This is a genomic window from Shewanella rhizosphaerae (assembly GCF_019457655.1).
Lineage (GTDB): Bacteria > Pseudomonadota > Gammaproteobacteria > Enterobacterales > Shewanellaceae > Shewanella > Shewanella loihica.
Genome location: NZ_CP080420.1, coordinates 2,407,088 through 2,427,894 on the forward strand (window position 1 = coordinate 2,407,088; position 20,807 = coordinate 2,427,894).

At 55.2% G+C, this 20,807-nt stretch carries 18 protein-coding genes; 8 read left to right on the forward strand and 10 right to left on the reverse strand.

Going from position 1 to position 20,807, the window contains the following annotated elements; genetic code table 11:
- Positions 1 to 337 precede the first annotated feature (337 nt).
- The 6 genes from ruvB to K0I63_RS10795 all read right to left on the reverse strand — a co-directional run bounded on the left by ruvB (position 338) and on the right by K0I63_RS10795 (position 8,083).
- Entirely contained in the window at positions 338 to 1,351 is a 1,014-nt protein-coding gene (gene ruvB / locus K0I63_RS10770; RefSeq protein WP_220081027.1) for a Holliday junction branch migration DNA helicase RuvB, read from the reverse strand.
- 19 nt (positions 1,352 to 1,370) lie between these two features.
- Positions 1,371 to 1,988, reverse strand: a complete 618-nt coding sequence (gene ruvA, locus K0I63_RS10775; protein ID WP_011865874.1) for a Holliday junction branch migration protein RuvA — start codon at positions 1,986 to 1,988, stop codon at positions 1,371 to 1,373.
- Entirely contained in the window at positions 1,985 to 2,506 is a 522-nt protein-coding gene (ruvC, locus tag K0I63_RS10780) for a crossover junction endodeoxyribonuclease RuvC (protein WP_220042535.1), read from the reverse strand. Before ruvC ends, ruvA begins: the two co-directional genes overlap by 4 nt.
- Before the next feature lie 7 nt (positions 2,507 to 2,513).
- Positions 2,514 to 3,260, reverse strand: coding sequence for a YebC/PmpR family DNA-binding transcriptional regulator (locus tag K0I63_RS10785; RefSeq protein ID WP_220060678.1), 747 nt, complete (start codon positions 3,258 to 3,260; stop codon positions 2,514 to 2,516).
- Between the two features lie 70 nt (positions 3,261 to 3,330).
- On the reverse strand, positions 3,331 to 5,109 hold the full coding sequence (aspS, locus tag K0I63_RS10790) for an aspartate--tRNA ligase (RefSeq protein WP_220081028.1): 1,779 nt from the start codon (positions 5,107 to 5,109) through the stop codon (positions 3,331 to 3,333).
- Between the two features lie 169 nt (positions 5,110 to 5,278).
- Entirely contained in the window at positions 5,279 to 8,083 is a 2,805-nt protein-coding gene (locus K0I63_RS10795) for a transporter substrate-binding domain-containing protein (RefSeq protein ID WP_220081029.1), read from the reverse strand.
- Between the two features lie 365 nt (positions 8,084 to 8,448).
- Between K0I63_RS10795 and cmoA the strand changes: the two genes are divergently transcribed.
- Genes cmoA through K0I63_RS10835 form a run of 8 tightly spaced genes read left to right on the forward strand, consistent with a single transcriptional unit; the run spans position 8,449 to position 17,194 of the window.
- A complete protein-coding gene (gene cmoA / locus K0I63_RS10800) occupies positions 8,449 to 9,180 on the forward strand; it encodes a carboxy-S-adenosyl-L-methionine synthase CmoA (protein WP_011865879.1) in 732 nt (243 codons plus the stop codon).
- Positions 9,177 to 10,169, forward strand: coding sequence for a tRNA 5-methoxyuridine(34)/uridine 5-oxyacetic acid(34) synthase CmoB (gene cmoB, locus K0I63_RS10805; protein WP_220081030.1), 993 nt, complete (start codon positions 9,177 to 9,179; stop codon positions 10,167 to 10,169). Before cmoA ends, cmoB begins: the two co-directional genes overlap by 4 nt.
- Positions 10,170 to 10,194: 25 nt before the next feature.
- The gene (locus K0I63_RS10810) at positions 10,195 to 10,932 is read left to right on the forward strand and encodes an ATP-dependent zinc protease family protein (protein ID WP_220081031.1); all 738 of its coding nucleotides are present in this window, start codon (positions 10,195 to 10,197) and stop codon (positions 10,930 to 10,932) included.
- 15 nt (positions 10,933 to 10,947) lie between these two features.
- On the forward strand, positions 10,948 to 12,453 hold the full coding sequence (locus tag K0I63_RS10815) for an inactive transglutaminase family protein (protein ID WP_220081032.1): 1,506 nt from the start codon (positions 10,948 to 10,950) through the stop codon (positions 12,451 to 12,453).
- Positions 12,454 to 12,455: 2 nt separating this feature from the next.
- Positions 12,456 to 13,412 carry an alpha-L-glutamate ligase-like protein gene (locus tag K0I63_RS10820; RefSeq protein WP_220081033.1) on the forward strand — a complete coding sequence of 319 codons (957 nt, stop codon included), beginning with the start codon at positions 12,456 to 12,458 and terminating at the stop codon, positions 13,410 to 13,412.
- Positions 13,375 to 15,141 (forward strand): hypothetical protein, encoded by a 1,767-nt coding sequence (locus K0I63_RS10825; RefSeq protein WP_220081034.1) that lies wholly within the window; start codon positions 13,375 to 13,377, stop codon positions 15,139 to 15,141. The genes K0I63_RS10820 and K0I63_RS10825 overlap by 38 nt, the downstream gene beginning before the upstream one ends.
- A complete protein-coding gene (locus K0I63_RS10830; protein ID WP_220081035.1) occupies positions 15,116 to 16,267 on the forward strand; it encodes a DUF3541 domain-containing protein in 1,152 nt (383 codons plus the stop codon). Before K0I63_RS10825 ends, K0I63_RS10830 begins: the two co-directional genes overlap by 26 nt.
- Before the next feature lie 15 nt (positions 16,268 to 16,282).
- Positions 16,283 to 17,194, forward strand: a complete 912-nt coding sequence (locus K0I63_RS10835; protein ID WP_220071539.1) for a LysR family transcriptional regulator — start codon at positions 16,283 to 16,285, stop codon at positions 17,192 to 17,194.
- Here K0I63_RS10835 and K0I63_RS10840 read toward each other — a convergent pair.
- The 4 genes from K0I63_RS10840 to K0I63_RS10855 form a co-directional block, all read right to left on the reverse strand.
- Positions 17,171 to 18,247: a putative metalloprotease CJM1_0395 family protein gene (locus K0I63_RS10840; protein ID WP_258406848.1), complete on the reverse strand. Its 1,077-nt coding sequence runs from the start codon at positions 18,245 to 18,247 to the stop codon at positions 17,171 to 17,173. The two genes, K0I63_RS10835 and K0I63_RS10840, sit on opposite strands and share 24 nt — an antisense overlap.
- Positions 18,248 to 18,538: 291 nt before the next feature.
- On the reverse strand, positions 18,539 to 18,808 hold the full coding sequence (locus K0I63_RS10845) for a hypothetical protein (protein WP_011865888.1): 270 nt from the start codon (positions 18,806 to 18,808) through the stop codon (positions 18,539 to 18,541).
- A 102-nt stretch (positions 18,809 to 18,910) separates the two neighbouring features.
- Positions 18,911 to 20,029 (reverse strand): 2-iminoacetate synthase ThiH, encoded by a 1,119-nt coding sequence (gene thiH, locus K0I63_RS10850; RefSeq protein ID WP_220081037.1) that lies wholly within the window; start codon positions 20,027 to 20,029, stop codon positions 18,911 to 18,913.
- Positions 20,030 to 20,033: 4 nt separating this feature from the next.
- Positions 20,034 to 20,807: a thiazole synthase gene (locus K0I63_RS10855; RefSeq protein ID WP_220081038.1), complete on the reverse strand. Its 774-nt coding sequence runs from the start codon at positions 20,805 to 20,807 to the stop codon at positions 20,034 to 20,036.

The window sequence follows — 20,807 nt, forward strand, 5'->3', positions numbered from 1 at the left end:
TAGGATTCAGGAGTAGCTAGACAGCAACCGACTCGAATCATCGACCTGATTGCATAGAAATTCGAGTGCGTCCCCAGCAACGACAGAGCGACAGCCGCAAGATCATGACACTCAAAGCACACTCATGGAGACGTTATATTAGCGCCTTAGATTAAAGGCTTTGATTGAAGGCGTTGATTGAAAGCTTTGATTAAATGCTCAGACAGGGAGGTACTGGGTAGACAGCAAAGGCGTCGTATTTAGAGCAAGTAGGTGACAACAAAAAAGCGCAGTCTTTCGACCACGCTTTTTAACGCTCAACTCAATAATGTGAAGATAATAGCCGTTCGCCTAGCGATTATTCCGGCTGGATCAGGTTAAAGTGCTGATAGGCTCTCGCCGTCGCGATACGTCCTCTTGGGGTGCGCTGGATGAAGCCTTGCTGGATCAGGAAGGGTTCGAGCACATCTTCGATAGTCTCACGCTCCTCGCCGATGGCCGCGGCCAGGTTATCCAGACCCACAGGGCCGCCCATAAACTTATCTATGATGGCCAGCAACAGCTTACGGTCCATATAATCGAAGCCTTCGACATCCACATCCAGCATATCCAAAGCGCTCTCGGCGACCACCTTGTTGACCTCGCCATCGTGCTTCACCTCAGCGTAGTCACGTACCCGTCTAAGCAGACGGTTAGCGATACGCGGCGTGCCGCGAGAACGTCTGGCGACCTCTACCGCGCCTTCTTGATCGATCGGCAGCTCAAGCACCTTGGCCGAGCGCGTGACGATGCTGCTAAGATCTTTGACGTTATAGAACTCGAGACGCAGTGGGATGCCAAAACGGGCACGCAGCGGCGATGTCAGTGCGCCAGCACGAGTGGTGGCGCCAATCAGGGTGAAGGGAGGCAGCTCAAGCTTAATGGAGCGCGCCGCCGGACCCTCGCCTATCATGATATCCAGCTGATAGTCTTCCATCGCCGGGTAGAGGATCTCCTCCACCACAGGACTTAGTCTGTGGATCTCGTCGATAAAGAGCACATCACCGGACTCGAGATTGGTCAGCAGGGCCGCGAGATCCCCCGCCTTCTCCAGCACTGGGCCCGAGGTGGACTTGATGTTAACCCCCATCTCGTTGGCGACGATCATGGCGAGCGTAGTCTTGCCCAGACCTGGTGGTCCGTAGATCAACATATGATCAAGGGCCTCGCCGCGCTTCTGCGCCGCCTCGATAAACACCTTGAGCTGGGCCCTGGCATCGTCCTGGCCCGTGTATTCATCCAGCAGCTTAGGACGCATCGCCCTATCTATCTGCTCGTCCCGCTCCTCAGTGCCTTGGGGCTGGGCGTGAACTAACCTATCGGCTTCAATCATCTATTTCTCACTCTGAGCGCTAGAGCATCGATTTCAGCGATGCCTTGATCAAGGTTTCTGAATCCATGCCCTCTTCGAAGACACTGGACACCGCCTTACTGGCCTGTGCCGGCTTATATCCTAACGCCAAAAGCGCCGAGATGGCATCTTCTTCGGCAGTGTTAACCACAGGCGCAGGAGTATAGTTAGACTGCAACACAAACTCGCGCTCGTTGCCATGGGACGCTTCCATCAGGCTCTTAAGCTTGTCGCGCATCTCAACCAACAGACGCTCCGCAGTCTTCTTGCCGACACCCGGCAGCTTAACCAGGGTCGCGATATCGTCATGCTCGACGCATTTCACGAATTCGCCCGCCGTCATGCCAGAGAGTATGGTCAGTGCCAGCTTAGGACCGACGCCATTGGTCTTGATCAGCAGCCTGAACAGCGCCCTCTCCTGCTTGGTGATGAAACCGTACAGCAGCTGGGCGTCTTCACGCACCACGAAGTGGGTGTAGATCACCGCCTCTTGGTTTAATTCCGGCAGTTCATAAAAACTGGTGAGCGGCATCTGCACCTCATAGCCGACACCGCCAGTTTCAATCAGCACCTCGGGCGCTTGCTTCTCGACGAGTAATCCCCGTAAACGACCTATCATCTATATCTTCCGTAAGTTCTCGCGCTAGCCTTACCGCCCATGGCGATCAGGCTCTGATATGTGTGGAAATGGCACAGGGCAACGCCTAACGCATCGGCTGCATCGGCCTGTGGTGCCGCCGGCAACTTGAGGATCTGTTGCACCATGTGCTGTACCTGACTCTTCTGCGCCCGTCCCGTGCCGACCACGGCATTTTTGATCTGGGTCGCCGAATATTCGGCCACCGGCAATTGAGCATTGGTGGCGGCGACGATGGCCGCCCCGCGCGCCTGGCCGAGCTTTAACGCCGAATCGGCATTCTTAGCCAGAAACACCCGCTCGATAGCAAATTCATCCGGCTGGTATTGGCGAATGATCTCGCTTATCCCATCGAAAATCACCTTGAGCCGGGAAGGCAGATCATCGGATTGGGTACGAATACAGCCGCTGCCCAGGTAGATCTGCTGCCTGCCCTGGCACTGGATCACCCCATAGCCTGTGATCCGCGAGCCGGGATCCACCCCCAAGATTATCGGCATAGTCTGCCTATTCGAGGCTGGCTAAGATCTCATCTGAGATCTCGGCGTTATGATAGACCTCTTGCACATCGTCGTGATCTTCAAGGTTATCGATGAGGCGCAGGAACTTAGGCGCCGTCTCAGCATCCAGCTCCGCCTTAGTCGATGGCACCATGGTCACCTCGGCATTAACCGCCTCAAGACCAGCTGCATCCAGCGCATCCTTAACCGTACCAAAGGCTTCTGGCGTGGTGTAGACATCGATAGAGGTATCATCATTGGTCACCACATCCTCGGCGCCGGCGTCGAGCGCCGCATCCATGATGGTGTCTTCATCGCTGCCTTCGGCGTAAGAGATCACGCCACGCTTCTCGAACAGATAGGCCACAGAACCATCTGTGCCCAGGTTACCGCCAGACTTGCTAAAGGCGTTACGTACGCCAGAGACGGTGCGGTTACGGTTGTCTGTCATGGTCTCGACCATCACGGCGGTGCCGCCAGGACCATAGCCCTCGTACATGATGGTTTCCAGTACCTGACCATCGAGCTCACCGGCGCCGCGCTTGATGGCGCGCTCGACCGTGTCACGGGTCATGTTATTTGACAGCGCCTTATCGATTGCCGCCCTGAGTCTCGGGTTTGAATCGGGATCCGAGCCGCCTTCTCTGGCCGCTACCGTGAGTTCGCGAATGAATTTGGTGAAGAGTTTACCGCGTTTGGCGTCTTGTGCCGCCTTGCGGTGCTTGATGTTGGCCCATTTACTGTGACCGGCCATAGGGACTCCTTATTCGAGTTTGCCTCGAAAAAGCCGAGCAAGATGCTCGGCTTATTGGTTCAATCTTGTTTTATTCCTGCTCTTTTTTCGCTTCCACTACGCTGACCCCAAGCTCCTCGAGCTGTACAGGGTTGGCAAAGCCAGGGGCATTGGTGAGCGGACAGGCTGCCGTGGTGGTCTTAGGGAAGGCCATCACGTCGCGAATCGAGCTGGCACCAGTCATCAGCATGACCATACGGTCTAGGCCGAATGCCAAACCTGCGTGTGGCGGCGTACCATACTTGAGCGCTTCGAGCAGGAAGCCAAACTTCTCTTGGGCTTCCTCGTCGTTGATCCCCAGGATTCTGAATACGGCCGACTGCATCTCGGCGTCGTAGATACGTACCGAGCCACCGCCCAGTTCACAACCGTTAAGTACCATGTCATAGGCATCAGAGATAGCCGCCGTTGGATCCGCTTCCAGCTCGGCTGGCGTGATACCACTTGGCGCAGTGAACGGGTGGTGCATGGCGTGCAGGCCACCGTCAGAGGTGCGCTCGAACATTGGGAAGTCAACCACCCATAGTGGTTTCCAGTCGCCTTGTAGCAGGTCGAAATCTTCACCTACCTTAAGACGCAGCGCGCCCATGGCTTCGGCCACTATGTTCGCCTTGTCGGCGCCAAACAGGATTAGGTCACCGTTGGCCGCGCCTGTGCGCTCCAGGATCCCCTTAACCACCTCTTCGCTTAAGAACTTAAGCACTGGCGACTGAATGCCTTCCAGGCCTTTCTCCAGTTCGTTGACCTTCATCCATGCCAAGCCTTTGGCGCCATAGATGTTGACATACTTGCCATACTCATCGAGCTGCTTACGTGACAGGCTAGCACCGCCCGGCACACACAGCACGGCAACACGGCCTTCGCTGTCGTTGGCTGGCTCCTGGAACACCTTGAAGTCGACATCTTTAACCAGATCGGCTACATCGACCAACTCCAGCGGGTTACGCAGGTCTGGCTTGTCTGAGCCGTAACGACGCATCGCTTCGGCGAAGGTCATCTTAGGGAACTCGCCCAGGTCGACGTTTAGCAGCTCTTTAAACAGGCCGCATACCATCTCTTCAGTCTTGTCCATCACCTGCGCTGAGGTCATGAAAGAGGTTTCGATATCGATCTGAGTAAATTCAGGCTGACGGTCGGCGCGTAAGTCTTCGTCGCGGAAACATTTCACGATCTGGTAGTAACGGTCGAAGCCAGACATCATCAGCAGCTGTTTAAACAGCTGTGGCGATTGTGGCAGCGCGAAGAACTGGCCCTTGTAGGTGCGGCTAGGCACCAGATAGTCCCTGGCACCCTCTGGGGTTGCCTTGGTCAGAATTGGTGTCTCGATATCGAGGAAACCATTGCCGTCGAGGAAACGACGCACGGCGCTGGTCACCTTAGAGCGGAAGATGATGCGCTCGGCCATCTCTGGGCGACGCAGATCCAGGTAGCGATACTTAAGGCGCTGCTCTTCGGTGTTGTGTTGATTTTTGTCCATGTTGATCGGCAGTGCCGGTGCGCTATTGAGTATGGTCAGGGCCTTACCCAGCACCTCAATCTCACCTGTGCGCATCTGGTCGTTGATCTGGCTGTCTGGACGTGCACGCACCAGGCCTTTGACCTGAACACAGAACTCACTGCGCAGTGTGCTGGCGACATCGAATACCTCTGGCAGATCAGGATCATATACTACCTGAATCACGCCTTCACGGTCGCGCAAATCCAGAAAAACCACGCCGCCGAGATCGCGACTGCGGTTAACCCAACCTACGAGAGTAACTTCTTCCCCAACATGAGACCGATTAACGTCTCCACAATAATGACTGCGCATCTAACACTTTCCTTTCATCCGTCAAGGCCGTGCTTGAGGATATTCAATACATGACAAAAGCGGCATTATAGTGAAATATTGCCGATTTCAAAACAACTTCATCCGCTTAAAATGAAGTAAACCTTTGGGTTGGATAAATATCCATCAAATCCTGAACTGGGGTCACAGATCAGGCGCTCTGGTAACAGCGCCCACCCTGTTTCACCGCCCGCGACATCAACTTGTCGGCGGTCTTGAGTAGCTCCACCACAGTATCGCCATCGCTTGGGAACATGGCCACCCCTATGCTGACCGATAGTGCCACATCCAGGCCGTTGATCGCAAAGGGAGCGCTAAAGCCGCCTACTATACCGTCGGCCACCTGGCACACGGTATCGAGATCTTTGCTGCGATTAAGCACCATCACAAATTCGTTGCCACCGAAACGCGCCAGAGTATCAGACTTACGCACCGCCGATTTGAGGCGCTGCGCGCCCTTGGCCAGCACCCTGTCGCCTACTTGATGGCCATAGGTCTGGTTGATCTCACGCATGTTGTCGAAGCTGATAAAGAGTACGGCAAAGGGCTGCATCTCGCGGCGATGTAACAGCACAGACTGCTGCAATCTGTCATCGAGCAGGCTGCGATTCGGCAAGCCGGTGAGTGCATCGAACTGCCCTGCCCGGGTCAGCTCATGGGCAAGCTCCTTGGCGGCCGCCAAGCGGCTACGCTGAGCGCGCCAGATAAGATAGACAAACACCACAAAGCTGAGTAGCGCCAGAAGATAGAAGGCGCTCTGATAGTTCACCCAAGCCTTCCAACTGCTAGGTTCATCTTTCACCCAGTGCTGATAAATTTCCTCTTGCCGCTCTGGCGTGATCTGGGCGATGGCCTGATCCCACAGGGGCACCAGCGCATCAAACTTGGGGTTCAGGGCGAAATGGCTCTGCTGCTGGGAAAAGTCCGCCAGCACAGACATCTTAAGTGCTTTGTAATCGGACTCCTTAAGCACCATGGCCATGTTGATCACCTTCTCGATGAAGGCATCGGCCTTGCCCTGGGCCACCGCATCGACACCGGCGCGGCTGTTGGGCACAATCACCAGCTCGATGCCCAGCGCCTTGTTCATCAGATTGGCGATGAGATGATACCCCTCGACAATCGCCAGACGCTTACCACTCATCTGACTCAGGTTAAACACAGTCACCTGACTGAGGTTAGTCACCAATCCCCAGGGGGATGGCCAATATGGGGTGGTAAAGATCATCTCCCGCTCCCGCTCAGGGGTATGGGCGACGCTACCGACCATATCGATGTCACCCTGTTTAAGCGCCTCCAGCAGACTGCTCCAGCGATCGAATGGCACCCCCTCTATGGTTAAACCCAGCTGCTCGGCGACCCAGTGGCTGATCTCGCTGTTGATCCCCATAAACTCACCGGTCGGCCCCTGATACTCCATGGGCGCCCAGGCAGCAAGGTAGCCCACTTTAAGCGTACCCAAACTATCCAGATAACGGCGCTGCTCCTCTGTAATAGAAAGCGGATTAAGCAAAGACTGCACGCTCCTGTCGTCTCTATCCAAGATCCATTTATTCTCTATGGCGGCAAGCTCGGCATTGCTGATCAGACGAAAGCCCGCCGCGATACGCTGAGCCAGCCCCTTGTCCTCGTTGCGGGTCAAGGCATAGATGTCTGTGGTGAAGGCCAGCTTGCGATACTGGTGAAAGTCAGACCAGGATTCGGCGCGCAGCAAATAGTGTTGGGTCCAAGCCGATGCGGCCACGAAGGCGGCGATATGCCCCTGCTGGGCGGCCTCTATCATCTGAGTCACATCGGTATAGAGCTTAAGCTCAGAGTTTGGCAGCGCCTGCTTGAGTTTATCCAGATAAGGCGCGGTGGGCACGGCGCCGACACGCTTACCCTTTAGCTCATCCAGGCTATTGATCGCCTTACCATAACTGAACAGACGACTCTTGACCTGATAGGTGCGCCAGGCACGGGTGAGATTAGTCTTCATGGTATCGCTCTCTGGATACCCCACATGGATATCGGCGCGGTGAAACTTGAGTTCATCCAGGCCATCTTCCATAGCAGCGGGGCGAAACTCCACCTCTATGCCCGTCTTCTTAGACCAGAGCTTCCAGATATCGATATAGAGACCGTGTGGCTCACCGTCGCCGCCGGTATCGACAAAGGGTTGAATTCCTGTCGTGGTGGCAATCACTAAGGTGTTGGCATCATGGCTAAAACCTAACCAACGCTTGTCTATCTCGGCGCGGATGGTTTGGCTCAAGCGGTCAAAGCCGCGGTTGATCTCTGTGATAAGATCCAGCCTTCCCTTGCTGACGGCGGGCACCAGCGCCGTCTTCTTGATAAGCAAACGATTATCCAGGGGAAACTCTTCCAGAACGGCGCGGCTAACGGCGTTATCCTTTAAGTAGCCTTCCATGCCGGCGAAGACATCGACCTCGCCGGCCACCACGCCACGAAGCAGTTCGGCGCGGCTATTATAGTAGCGATAACTCAAACCAGTAACTTGCTGATTGAGAATGGATTCATGGGATGAGCCGGTCACTATGCCGATGCGATAGGGCTGGAGATCGCTAAAACTCTTCTTACCCTTTAGCGTGTTACGCACATAGAGATAGGTACTGACATAGGCGATGGGCGCCGCGAAATCGAAATCTTTATCCCGCTCCTTGGTGATCCCAAGGCCGATATGGATATCGGCATCCCCCAGCGCCAGCTGCTTCAAGGAGTCCTGCCAATGACGGGCAACAAATACCACTGGCACCTGAGTCTGAGACGACCACTCACGCCAGAGATCCACCAAGACCCCCTTGACATCGCCATTCTCATCGACGAACTGATAAGGGTAGCTGTCCTCCCCCATTACCAAGACTAGCGGGGCTTGCTGCTCTTGTGCAGACACCTGAAAACTAAGCATTAAGCTCAGCGCCAACGCGGCAGTTCCCAGCACAAAACGGGCCATCATGAGCGGCGCAAAGACTATGCACGCCGACAGGAGACGTCGCCAGGCAACACAGGCCGAAGCAAAAGTGTGTAGTGATGTCAAAGGTAGGTCCCAGTTTCTATTATCATTTTTATATCAAGCCAAGCTATCACTTGTTCTAAAACAGCCCCTTATAAAAAGGGCTTATAAAAGGCAGCTTATATTACAAGCTGGCTACAAAAAATAACCTTAGCATCCCTGCGTCGAGCGCAAAGTCACCACGCTGTAAAATATATGTTGTTATTAGGATATTAGACAGAATTTTATTCCTAATTACCAGTACCAGACTTGCTGCGAACTGTTATCATTAGCTAGAATGAAATATTGAATTTACTCAAAAAACTCTGATGAACTCAACTCAAGATACTATTTACGCACAGGCCTGTGAACATATCAGTGACTTTCAATTCGACGATAGAGTCGCAGGCGTCTTTAGCGATATGATCCGCCGTTCTGTTCCCGGCTATGGACAGATCATCAACACTTTGGGCGATTTCGCCGACAAATGTGTCACCCCCAATAGCAAGATATATGATTTAGGCTGCTCCTTGGGCGCGGCCACCCTGAGTGTGCGTCGCCGTATCGAAGGTCGCGGATGTGAGATCATCGCCGTCGACAACAGCGAGTCTATGATCGAACGCTGTAAACAGAACCTCAGCGCCTATGTCAGCGAAACCCCAGTCGACCTTATCTGCGCCGATATACGCGATATCGAGATCCAAGATGCCTCCATGGTCATCTTAAACTTCACCATGCAGTTTTTGGCCCCGGAAGACAGACAGACGCTGATCGCCAAGATCTATCAGGGACTCAAACCCGGCGGAATTCTGGTGCTGTCAGAGAAATTAGTGTTCGAAGACGAGCCGGTGCAGCATCTGCTGGACGAGCTACACCTCGACTTTAAGCGCGCCAACGGCTATAGCGAGCTTGAGATCAGCCAAAAGCGCAGCTCGCTCGAGCATGTAATGAAACCTGACACCCTGCCCCAGCATCAGCAAAGGCTTAAAGCCCAGGGCTTTAGCCATTTCAGCGTCTGGTTCCAATGTTTTAATTTCGCATCTATGGTGGCCATCAAGTGATCAGCTTCAGCTCCTTTTATCAACAAATCGCCGATTCCAATCTTCAACATTGGTTAGAAGAGCTGCCGGCGATCCTCGGCCAGTGGCAACGTGAACATAAGCATGGCAACCTGCCCAAGTGGGAGAAGGTGCTCAATAAGTTGCACTATCCTGCGCCGGACAGAATCGATTTCACCACTAAGGTAGAGGTGGGCAGTGGCGAACAGCTCAGCAAGGGCCAGCAGGAGAAACTCAAGAACCTACTAAAACTCTTCTGCCCCTGGCGCAAGGGCCCCTTCGATCTACACGGCATCCATATCGACACCGAGTGGCGCTCAGATTGGAAGTGGGAGCGAGTTCAGCCCCATATCTCACCACTGAAGAATCGCACCGTGCTGGATGTCGGCTGTGGCAGCGGCTATCACATGTGGCGTATGCTGGGTGACGGCGCTAAACGCGTCGTGGGTATCGACCCCTCGCCGCTGTTTCTGTGTCAATTTGAGACGGTAAAACGCCTGGCGGGCAATGACCACCCAGTGCACCTGCTGCCTCTGGGCATAGAGCAGCTACCGCCACTGGATGCCTTCGACACCGTCTTCTCCATGGGCGTGCTCTATCACAGACGCTCCCCCATAGATCACCTGCTGCAATTGAGGGATCAACTGAGAACCGGCGGTGAACTCGTCCTCGAGACCTTAGTGGTCGATGGCGATGAAAATACCGTACTGGTCCCAGGGGAGCGCTACGGCAAGATGAACAATGTCTGGTTCCTGCCGTCGGCCAAGGCGCTGGAAGCCTGGCTAAAGAAGGCGGATTTTGTCGATGTTCGCTGCGTCGATATCGATGTGACTTCACTTGCAGAGCAGCGCAGCACAGAATGGATGCCTAATGAGTCCTTGGTGGACTACCTGGATCCTAACGATGTCAGCCTGACGGTTGAGGGGTATCCGGCGCCCAAACGCGCCACTTTTATCGCCGTTAAGAATCAACCCAACAAAGATTTGGTTTAAACAAAAATAGTAAACGGGAAGCACTATGTTAAAACAGATGACCACTCTCGCCCTGGTAACCAGCCTGGTAGGCTGCGCAGCCACCCAAGATCCTAAGCAGCCCGCGCCTGTCGATGTCGACACCTTCAATGCCAGCCTGAGCGAGCAGAAGAGCGAGCTAGTCACCCTGATCAGCACCAGCCAAAGCGAGCAGCAGGCGGCGCTGACTTCCCTGTCTGCCCAGCTGGAGCAGCTGTCCAAGCAATTGGCGGCCGTTAAGACCCAACCCGAGAAGCAGGTGGTACAGGTTCCTATGCAGTGTGACCCGTCCCCTATCGGTGACAAGTTTATCCTAGGCGCGGTTGAACACGTCTATGTCGATGAGATCAAGGCAGGCTTCGAGACCCGTATCGATACCGGCGCCGAATCCTCATCGCTAGATGCCCACAACATCATACTGTTCGAGCGTAATGGCAAGCAGTGGGTGCGCTTCGATGTGTTCACTCAAGGCGCAGACAAGCCATCACAGACCTTCGAGTCTAAGGTCGAGCGCTTCGTGCGCATCAAGCAAGATGCAGAAGATAAGAATGACAGACGCCCGGTGATCCATGCCCATCTACAGATTGGCAATTACAAGGCGGAAACCGATCTCAACCTGGTCGATCGTAGTCACCTCGACTATCAGCTGCTGCTGGGACGTAAGTTTATGCAAGACATTGCCGTCGTCGATGTAGGACAGACTTTTGTGCACGGTAAGAACAATCCATCAAAGACAGCCAAATAATAGGATGTAAATGCGATGCACTCTAAAAAACCTTTTTATATCTTAGTGGCCCTGCTGTTTATCGCCGGCATCGCCGCTAGCGTCTATCGCGGCATAGAACATAATGTCCCCTTCCTCCCGGGCGAGCAGGTACAGAGCTGGGCCGTGGATGCCAAGGTGAGCTTCCAGGGCACAGGCGAGCCTGCCGAGGTGACCTTCTCGCTGCCCAAGGATCCTGCCTTTGAGATCTTAGCGGAAAACGCGACCTCTCCAGGCTACGGCTTGTCAGCCACAGAGGATGACACAGGCCGTCAGGTCACCTGGTCGACCCGCGAGGCGATCGGTCAGCAAGATCTCTACTATAAGGTCACCCTGGTACCGACCGGCAAGAATGAGATCCCGGCAGACAAAGAACCCGACGCGCCGCAGGCCTACAACTGGCCTGCCACAGAGAAGGCCGCCGCCGAGCAGGTAATGAGCGAGATCTGGTCGCGCAGCGCCACTAACCTGTCGTTTGCTCAGCAGCTTAACAAGAGCTTCAATGCCACCGAGCGCAGCCAGAACCTTGAGCTACTGCTGACCAGTAACTCCCGCGCCGAACTGTTTATCCGCATGCTCAACAGCAAGGGGATCCCGGCGAAGAAAGTCAGCGGTCTGTTTTTAGAAGATCAACGTCGTCGTCAGCAGCTGACCAACTATGTTGAGGTCTATCATCAGGGTCAGTGGATCATCTTCAACCCCAACGATGGTACTCAGGGACGCCCTGACAACCTGCTCATCTGGGACAGAACCGCCAAGTCGACTCTGGACGTAGTAGGCGGCGTTAACTCTCAGGTTAACTTCTCCATGTTACAAGACACCCGCTCGGCGCTCGCCACCTCTATCGACATGCTGAAGAACAAGAATGCCTTGGACTTCTCCCTCTATCAGCTACCGCTAGAAGAGCAGAGCCTGTTTAAGGGTATCTTGCTGATCCCTATCGGCGTGCTAGTGGTGGTGTTCCTGCGGGTGATTATCGGCATCAAGACCTCGGGTACCTTCATGCCCGTGCTGATCGCCCTGGCCTTTATTCAGACAACCCTGCTGACCGGCCTTGTCGGCTTCCTGCTGATCGTCGCCTTCGGTTTAATGATCCGCTCCTATCTGTCGGATCTCAACCTCTTGCTGATCTCGCGGATCTCGGCGGTGATCATAGTGGTGATCGGCATCATAGGCCTGTTTACCCTACTCTCTTATAAGTTCGGTTTGAGCGAGGGCCTCACCATCACCTTCTTCCCTATGATCATCCTGGCATGGACCATCGAGCGTATGTCGATTCTCTGGGAAGAGGAAGGCGCCAAAGAGGTAATGGTTCAGGGCGGCGGCAGCCTGTTTGTTGCCACCTTAGCCTACCTGGCCATGAGCGCTACCTGGGTACAACACTGGGTATTTAACTTCCTGGGTATCCACCTGGTGATCCTGGCAACTGTACTCCTGATGGGCCAATATACAGGTTATAAGTTATTGGAACTTAGACGCTTTAGACCTTTAGCGGGAGAATAACTATGCTGTTTGCAAAGCCCCGAAAGCTGAAGGAAAACGGCGTACTTGGCATGAACAAGCGCAACATCGACTACATAGGTCGCTATAATCAGCGCAAGTTCTACAAGCGAGTGGATGACAAGCTCACCACTAAGCAGCTGGCCCTGGCGAACGATATCGCCGTGCCGGCGCTTATCGGCACCGTCTGTCAGCAACATGAGATCATGCACATCCCCGAGATGGTCAACAACCGTGACGGTTTCGTGATCAAGCCGTCGCAGGGCTCGGGCGGTAAAGGGATCTTGGTGATCACTAAGGTGGAAAATGGCCACTATTTCAAGCCCAACGGTCACGAGGTGACCCCAAGCGAGATCGACCGCCATATCTCTAACATCTTGAGCGGCCTCTTCTCCCTGGGCGGCAAGCCAGACGTGGCCATCGTCGAGGGACTCATCGAGTTCGACCCCGTATTCGACGGCTACTCCTTCGAAGGGGTACCCGACATTCGTTTGATCGTTTTCAAGGGCTTCCCTGTAATGGGCATGCTTAGGCTATCCACGGCGGCGTCCGACGGTAAGGCCAACCTGCACCAAGGCGCCGTGGGCGTCGGCCTGGATATCGGCACCGGCCGAGGCCTGCATGCGGTGCAGTTTGACCGTCCGCTCGATCTGCATCCGGATACCGACAAGAAGCTCACCGAGATCCAGGTGCCCCACTGGGACACGCTTCTGCATACTGCCTCTAAGGCCTATGAGATGAGTGAGCTGGGTTATCTGGGTACCGACATGGTGCTGGATCAGAAGCTTGGCCCTCTGCTGCTTGAGCTCAACGCCCGTCCGGGTCTGGCGATTCAAATCGCCAACGGCCAGGGCCTGCTGCCAAGGCTCAAACATGTGGAGCAGATGAAGAACAAATCTATGTCAGTGGAAGAGCGCGTCGCCTATGCTAAAACGCATTTTAGCAGTCTCCCTAGCGCTTAACTTCAGTCCGGCGGCCCTGGCCGCCTCTCCTATCACACTGCTCAGCGAGCAGTGTATCGACTATCAGGTTTCCCTGTCTCAGGCACAGGAGAGCGGCACGCCGCTCGATGCCAGCGTACGACTCGAACGCGAGTTGATCGGCCTGTTTAACCTCAAAGACAGCGTGCGCTTCTATCGCCACTATCCTTTAAATGCCGAAGATAAAGAGGCGCTGCTGCAATGTCAGCTGCATCTGGCCGATGAGTTTGACCGCCTGGCACACGAGCCTTGGCTCAAGTCGCAAAGCCAGAACTGGTCTCAAAGCGACTCGCCAGGGCTGCGCCAGTTTGGTCAGTTGCTAACGCAGCAGATCGCCGAGCAGATTGACCAGCAGCAGAAGGCGAAGATCCATACCGCCCAGGCCAGCGTCGCCCACGGTCTGAAGCAGAAAGACCTGTCGCTCATCATAGGTCAGAGTCAGTGTCGCCTTACTGATGGAGAAACTGAACAAACTGAGCAGGCCTTCGATAATTCGATAGCCAGCTACCTTATTCATCAACAAGATGAAAGCTGTAAGCGTCAGGTGTGGCAGGCCTACCAGGTCAGGGCAAAGCAGAAGAATCAGGCGGCCATCTCCCTCATCATGGCGACCAAGCAGACGATAGCGCTGGAACATGGCGCCGACGACTATGCGAGCTGGGCGCTGAGCCATCAGCTGCTCGCCAACCCCGCACAGGTCAAACATTTTCTGGACAGCCAGACTCAGCTAGCCCCAGCCCCCTGGGCACTCGGGGCCGTACTTGCCAAACTGCCTAAGGTCGAGGTAACACCGCACACGGGTGAGCAGCTGCTGGATGATATTCAAGCCGAGCTCGCGCCCTTTGGCCTTGAATTTGAAACCGTTAACGTCAATATGCTGCGGCTTTGGCATAAGGGGCGTTTGCTGGGGGATGTTTTTCTCGATCGCCCGCCCAAACCCCAATTAACAGGTTCGCAGCGAGCTAATCCGCCGCTAGGAAAACAAGAGCCCCCTCCAACAGCGAAAGCGCAGGCGGTAACACTTAAGACGCAGGCGCATAAGGAACATAAGGCCCAGTTGAGCCCCCTGAGACAAACCGTGGTCGGGCAACAATTTGGTCAGCTGACCCTGACCCTGCCAGATCAGTTAAATGATTATCGCAGTCAGGAACAGCTCATCGCAGCGGTGGCCGAGATGGTGTCTCGCCTGCTCACAGGTGGGCGCTACTATCTCAACAACACCTTAGGCGATGGTCAGGCGATCGCCAGTCTCTGGCTGAGTCAATATCTGAGCCAGCAGCTGCTACCCGAGTTGCCATCCAATAGCCGCGAAGCCGAGCTTAAGGCATTCTCCAAGCAGCTAAAGGTATTTCGCAGCAAGCTGGCTTTGTCTGCGTATCAAACCTTCGATAATCAACTCTACCGGGATCTCAGCCAGGAGTTTGCAGTCAGTTTCGGCGCGCCCTGGCCAGACGCCGATGACGCCCTCTACAGTTTTACCGGTGTGGTGACTCAAGGGCCACTCTATTATCTTACGCTGTGGCATCAGCGCCTGGCGGAGCAGATCTTGAGTGACACTCAGCTGGAGGCAACAAGCGTTTTTGAACTCCTTCTCATCAACGAGCAGCAACAGTCCCTTGATGAGCAACTCACCGCAATTTTTGGCAGTGCGCAATCTGTCGCCACCATCCTAGAAAGGAGCCAATATGATCAACCTAAGCCCGTACACTAGAATCTTTGGTGCACTTGCACTCACCTCCGCCCTGCTGCTCCCTAGCCTGCCCGCCTCGGCTAAGGCGACAGCATCACTGGACGCACAGGGCGTCAAACAGGTAATCCAACAAAATCTGGAAGATAACCTCTACCAGCTGCCACCAAGGGTGCAGGGACATTACGGCATCCGCCTCTATCGCATGACGGGCGATGACAAGTATGCCAATGCGGCCCTGGTGGATCTCTACGCCGTCACCGAGTCTCAGGCCTTTTATGCCTGCCAGCTGGATAAACCGGGTTTTATCGAGCAAGAAGCTCAGGCCGCCATCGACGTGCTGGGTAAGGGCCCAAGAGCCAAGGCACGCAAGAAGGCGCTGGCTCCCTTCCCCGAGTTTCTCTTCTATACCGACGTGCTACTAAGATTCTCAAGCCGCATCGACGAGTTTGGTCTACAAGGTCCCTGCCACGACAAGTTGGTCAAGGCGCTAAAGGCCACCGATCTTAAACGCGGGCTCACCGACAAGGCGATGATCGAAGCCTGGGCGGCGCAGCTGGTGAACTATGTTTACTGGGCGAAGCAGCTTGGTGTGGGTGATTATGTGCAGGAGTATAAGGACGGCTTCAATCGCGTCTATCCTCAAAGTCGAGACGCCAAACTCGATAAGAAGCAGTTTCGCAATAAAATCTACGGCATGACACACTTTATCTTTGCCGCCAGTGAGTATTATCAGCATCCGGTCGATAGAAAGGAATTTTCCTGGATCTTAGATTACTTCGAAGCCAACATAGACAGGATCCTGAAAGACGCCACAGACGATATCATCGCCGAGGTGGGCATCAGCTTCCATCTGGCGGGAATGTCAGATAATCCTGTGGTGAAGAAGACCCAGGCGCACATCATGGCCGCCTTCGATCCTAAGGCGCAGACCATACCCTCACCCCGTGGCAACCCAGATCTCGCCCTGGGCGAGCACCGCAACGTGTTAGCAATGATGCTGCTCGATTGGCCTAAGAGCCTGCATCAGGGCCCCTATTTCCATCAGCTAAAGGCGACCAAGAAGTACCTACCTAAGCTGGTCAGCATCAAGACCGATGCTGCAAAGGGAAAAACCGATAAAGCAAAATCTAAAGCCGAAAAGCATTAGGAGCGCAGGAGCAGTATGAGTCAGGCAAAATCGACCTTCGAGCAGTGGCGCATCCTACAGGCGGTTGTTGACTGTGGTGGCTACGCCCAGGCGGCAGAGAAGCTTAACAAGAGCCAGTCGTCCCTTAACCATGCGGTGGCCAAACTGCAGACCCAGTTGGGGGTCGCCCTGCTGGAAGTGAGGGGACGCAAGGCTTATCTCACCGAGAGCGGCGAGGTGCTACTGCGACGCTCTCGTCACATCACCCGCTCGGTGAGTGAGCTGGAGCAGTTAGCCAGCAATCTGGAGAAAGGCTGGGAGCCGAGCCTGTTGATCTCCCGCGAGATGATCTATCCCATGGAACATCTCATCGACGCCCTGGCCGAGTTTGAGCCTCAGGGGCGCGGCACCCGGATCACCATCTTAGATTCGGTGATCAGCGGCAGCGCCGAACTGGTCGAGTCGGAAGCCGTGGATCTCGCCATCATAGGCGGCGCGCCGCCGAAGGGTCACCTGGCTCAGCCCCTGTGCAACGTCGATTTTCACCTGGTCTGCCATCCCTCTCACCCCTTGGCGAGCATGGAGTTGCCGCTGGACGACCAAACCTTGGCAGAGCAGCTACAGATAGTGATCAAAGATACGGGTCAGATAGCCCGCGGCGAGCTGGGTTGGCTCAAGGCGGAGCGGCGCTGGACGGTAGCCAATTTCCATGAGGCCCTGGTGGTGCTGTCCAAGGGGCTCGGTTTTTGCTGGATCCCCAGTCATCTGATCTGCGATGCCATCAGGGAAGGTCGGCTCACCCGCTTGACGCTCAAGGGCTCGAGTCATCGTCAGGTGCCGCTCAGCCTGGTTATCCCCAACCGCGATAAGCAAGGACCCGCCTCACAGTTGCTGGAGCAGTTGATCCTCAAGAATCACTCTGTCTTAGAGGGAGAAGGCGAAGGATGAGGAAGATGTTGAAGAAGAGTCAGACTCGCCTGCTTGGTAACGCATCGACAGGACTTCAGCGCTAAACAGAAGGCCATTGCCCTCCAGGAGCTGGCGACTGATCCGCTCGAACGATTGTGAAGGGCTCTTGTCATCATCCAGCGGTGAGGGGGAATCGATTCTGGCCGCAGAGATCTTGCCCTGATCATCCACACTACCGCTCACCTTAGGCGTCACAGGCTCTGGCAGCTGGCGCTGCTGCTCACTCTTACCGGCATCGATAAGCGGCTTCATCTGCTCAGGGGTGATGCCGCTTTGTTGACGCGTCTTAGCCAGCTCGGCCTTTGCCGAATTCATCTTACGCAGGGCTTCGCTGGCCACCCGGATATCCGCCATCGAAGGGGTCGCGGGCGCCATCGCCGCCGCGTAAACCTGCTTCATCTTGTTCAGGGTAGCCAGGGGATCCCCTGGCACCGAGGAGATATCGATCGCCACCTCGCCATCTACCGCATATCGCCTGCCATCGCTCCCCTGCTCATACTTAAAACTTGGGCTGCGCGCGAAGGTGCCCCCAACGCTGGCATGGGCCTGCTCATGGGCTCTCACCTCGGCGTCACGCTTGGACAGCTCTTTTAGCTCGGCTTCCTGACGGGCAAGTTCAGGGTCTTGTGAGCGGCTCTCATCACCTGGTGCGTCCTTTCGCTCTTGCTTATCCGCGAAGGGGTTGTATGCCTCGCCGCGGGTTTCCTCGGCCCCACCAAAGATATCGACTACCGGCTTTTCGCCCTCAATTGCGCTACCGCGACTAACGTCAACGCCGCCTTGTCCCCCTGCTGTAATCGCATTTGGCTTGCCATTGCTACCTCCCGAACCAGGGGGTAAACCAGAGCCTGCTGCGCTACCTCCCCCATCCGGTAGTGTAGAAACGCCATCGGTCCCGCCGCCTTTGCTCAAGCCATTGCTAAAACCAGAGCTTGCCGCTTGATTGAGTAGGCCGCCGATTCCGATCGGCCCACTAGAGAGGCTATATCCCCCTTGAGTCGACGAACTGCCATTGAAGACAGGACGGCTCATACTTGAGCCGCTTTGCGTTGACAGGCTAGAACTTAAGTGACCAGAGGTCAGTACACCGCTTGCTACCGAAGGCGTCGAAGAAACCGCCGTGTTGGCCTTTAGGCTGGCATGCGACGCTTGATGAGAGAAAGCTGGCGTTGAAACAGCACTTACAGAACTTGAAGCTCTATTTGAAGAAGATAAAGAAGCTGTAGAGGATGAGGAAATTGAAGACGTTGAAGCAGAAGAAGACGGCAATGCGCTAAGGCGCATCGCCGTTAAGGGGGGCGTAGTCATGGCGCCAGCCACGGCCTACACCTTGATATCTATCACTGTACCTAGGGTCTCGTTAGCGGTCTCTAATACTTCAACCGCGGCTTCCCCTTGGTTTTTCGATTCTATCGCCGAGACCAGGGCCTCAGTTTTATCTGTGGCGTTGACCGGATTGGTCGTCTCTGTGCCGCCAGCTTCACTCACCTGAGGTTGGCTGGGTTTGGCGACATCCACAGTAGCCTGAGTCAGGCCAGACTGAGCGCTCTGCAAGCCGGCCAGACCGGAAGAAAAGCTCGATGGTATTTCCATAATTGATGGCCCTTTTTCATGAGTCACAGTTATGGCTAATTATTAATCAAAAGCCAAGCAAAGTACAGCATTACAGAGGGCTTGGCTAACATCTTGAATTGGTTAGCCTGCGCCTATCCAGCCAGCCTCCCAGTCTTTCCACACTGGGGTAAAGCCACGGCTTCGAAGGACACTGGCAACCTCGGCGGCGCTACGTTCATCGCTGATCTCAAACTGATCTAACTGAGCGGCCGGATTGACATAGCCGCCCGGTTCGGTGCGACTACCGGCGCTCATCTGGGTGATGCCGAGCCCTATCAGGTTATCTCTCAAACTAGGCGTCTCTCGGGTCGAGAGGCTGATCTCAAGCTGCTCGTTGAAGAGACGAAAGGCGCAGATAAGTTGTACTAAACCTTTGTCGGTCAACTGCACCTTGGGCGTGATACCGCCGACGCAGGGTCTGAGCCTAGGCAGGGATATGCTGTAACGACTGCGCCAGAAGCGGCGCTCGAGATAATCCAGGTGATAGCCCATCAAGAGCGCGTCCATGCGCCAATCATCGAGACCCAGTAACACACCTAGGCCTATCTTATCCACGCCCGCCTGGGCGATCCGCTCCGGCGATTCGAGACGATAGCCATAGTCCTGCTTATTGCCCCTCAGGTGATGTCTGCGATAGGTCTCAGGATCGTAAGTTTCCTGATAGAGCATCACGGCATCCAGCCCCTTCTCCACCAAAATCCCATAGTGTTCACGGCTGAGCGGCTGTACCTCCATGGCCACATGGCTAAACTCCGCCTTCACCAAGGGTAAGACCTCGGCAAAATAGTCGATGCCGACCTTAGTTTCATGCTCGCCAGAAACCAGCAAGATGGAATCAAATCCCTGAGGCTTGATCACCGCCATCTCCGCCGCTAGCTCATCATGGCTGAGCACCTTGCGCTTAAGCTTGTTGCTCATGGTGAAACCACAGTAGTCACATTCGTTGGCGCAGAGGTTTGAGAGATAGAGCGGCAGATAGAGGCCGATGTTATGACCAAAACGGCGCCGGGTTAAGGCGGCAGCACGCTGCGCCATAGGCTCAAGGTACTCCTCGGCGGCAGGCGATAACAGGGCTAACAGATGACCCAAGTTGCCCTGCTCACCCTCGATCGCTGCTTCTACCTGGGCCGGCGTAGTGGAATAGAGCGCCATACGCAGCTGCTCGCGAGAGAGTCCACTCAAGGTATCGAAGAAACTCATTGGGTTACTCCGATAAGAAGGCGGTGAGCGCCTGCTGGGGACTGGTGCCAATCGCCCTCTGGTGCACCTGAGCCAAGCCGGCCTCATAGGCCTTACGCCCCGTGGCGACGGCGTCGGCAAAACAGAGCGCCATCCTCACCGGATCGCGACTGGCAGCAATTGCCGTGTTCACCAGCACGGCGCTCGCCCCCATCTCCATGGCCGCCATCGCCTGAGAGGGTGACCCGATCCCGGCATCGACCACCACGGGCACATTGGCCTGCTCTATGATGATCTTCAAAAATGCCGCCGTCTCCAGCCCGCGATTAGAACCTATTGGGCTACCCAGCGGCATCACGGCCGCGCAGCCCACAGACTCAAGATTACGACAGAGCACAGGATCGGCATGCACATAGGGCAATACGGTAAAGCCGCGCTCACACAGCACCTTGGCGGCGTTAAATGTCTCTATTGGATCCGGCATCAGATACTTAGGATCGGGATGGATCTCAAGCTTTATCCAAGAGGTACCCAGCACCTCTCGGGCCAGCTCGGCGGCGAAGATCGCCTCCTTGGCATTGCGCGCCCCCGAGGTGTTGGGCAGCAGCTTAACGCCGCTCTGACGTATGGGCGCCAGAATATCATCGAAGCCCGCCTTAAGATCGAGCCGCTTCATCGCCAGTGTCACTAATTGCGAACCGCTTGCCGCCAAGGCCGCCAACATCTGATCAGAGCTGGCAAACTTGCCCGTGCCGGTAAACAGCCGTGAAGAGAACCGACTATCGCCTATCGTTAACAT

Bases quoted from the DNA above. Each gene is read 5' to 3' on its own strand.
- K0I63_RS10820 (WP_220081033.1), top strand. From the start codon at position 12,456: ATGCTGTTTGCAAAGCCCCGAAAGCTGAAGGAAAACGGCGTACTTGGC.
- K0I63_RS10830 (WP_220081035.1), top strand. From the start codon at position 15,116: ATGATCAACCTAAGCCCGTACACTAGAATCTTTGGTGCACTTGCACTC.
- K0I63_RS10785 (WP_220060678.1), bottom strand. From the start codon at position 3,260: ATGGCCGGTCACAGTAAATGGGCCAACATCAAGCACCGCAAGGCGGCA.
- aspS (WP_220081028.1), bottom strand. From the start codon at position 5,109: ATGCGCAGTCATTATTGTGGAGACGTTAATCGGTCTCATGTTGGGGAA.
- cmoA (WP_011865879.1), top strand. From the start codon at position 8,449: ATGAACTCAACTCAAGATACTATTTACGCACAGGCCTGTGAACATATC.
- ruvC (WP_220042535.1), bottom strand. From the start codon at position 2,506: ATGCCGATAATCTTGGGGGTGGATCCCGGCTCGCGGATCACAGGCTAT.
- K0I63_RS10855 (WP_220081038.1), bottom strand. From the start codon at position 20,807: ATGTTAACGATAGGCGATAGTCGGTTCTCTTCACGGCTGTTTACCGGC.
- K0I63_RS10825 (WP_220081034.1), top strand. From the start codon at position 13,375: ATGCTAAAACGCATTTTAGCAGTCTCCCTAGCGCTTAACTTCAGTCCG.
- K0I63_RS10795 (WP_220081029.1), bottom strand. From the start codon at position 8,083: ATGATGGCCCGTTTTGTGCTGGGAACTGCCGCGTTGGCGCTGAGCTTA.
- K0I63_RS10810 (WP_220081031.1), top strand. From the start codon at position 10,195: ATGTTAAAACAGATGACCACTCTCGCCCTGGTAACCAGCCTGGTAGGC.
- K0I63_RS10845 (WP_011865888.1), bottom strand. From the start codon at position 18,808: ATGGAAATACCATCGAGCTTTTCTTCCGGTCTGGCCGGCTTGCAGAGC.
- ruvB (WP_220081027.1), bottom strand. From the start codon at position 1,351: ATGATTGAAGCCGATAGGTTAGTTCACGCCCAGCCCCAAGGCACTGAG.
- K0I63_RS10815 (WP_220081032.1), top strand. From the start codon at position 10,948: ATGCACTCTAAAAAACCTTTTTATATCTTAGTGGCCCTGCTGTTTATC.
- K0I63_RS10835 (WP_220071539.1), top strand. From the start codon at position 16,283: ATGAGTCAGGCAAAATCGACCTTCGAGCAGTGGCGCATCCTACAGGCG.
- ruvA (WP_011865874.1), bottom strand. From the start codon at position 1,988: ATGATAGGTCGTTTACGGGGATTACTCGTCGAGAAGCAAGCGCCCGAG.
- thiH (WP_220081037.1), bottom strand. From the start codon at position 20,029: ATGAGTTTCTTCGATACCTTGAGTGGACTCTCTCGCGAGCAGCTGCGT.
- K0I63_RS10840 (WP_258406848.1), bottom strand. From the start codon at position 18,247: ATGAGCCGTCCTGTCTTCAATGGCAGTTCGTCGACTCAAGGGGGATAT.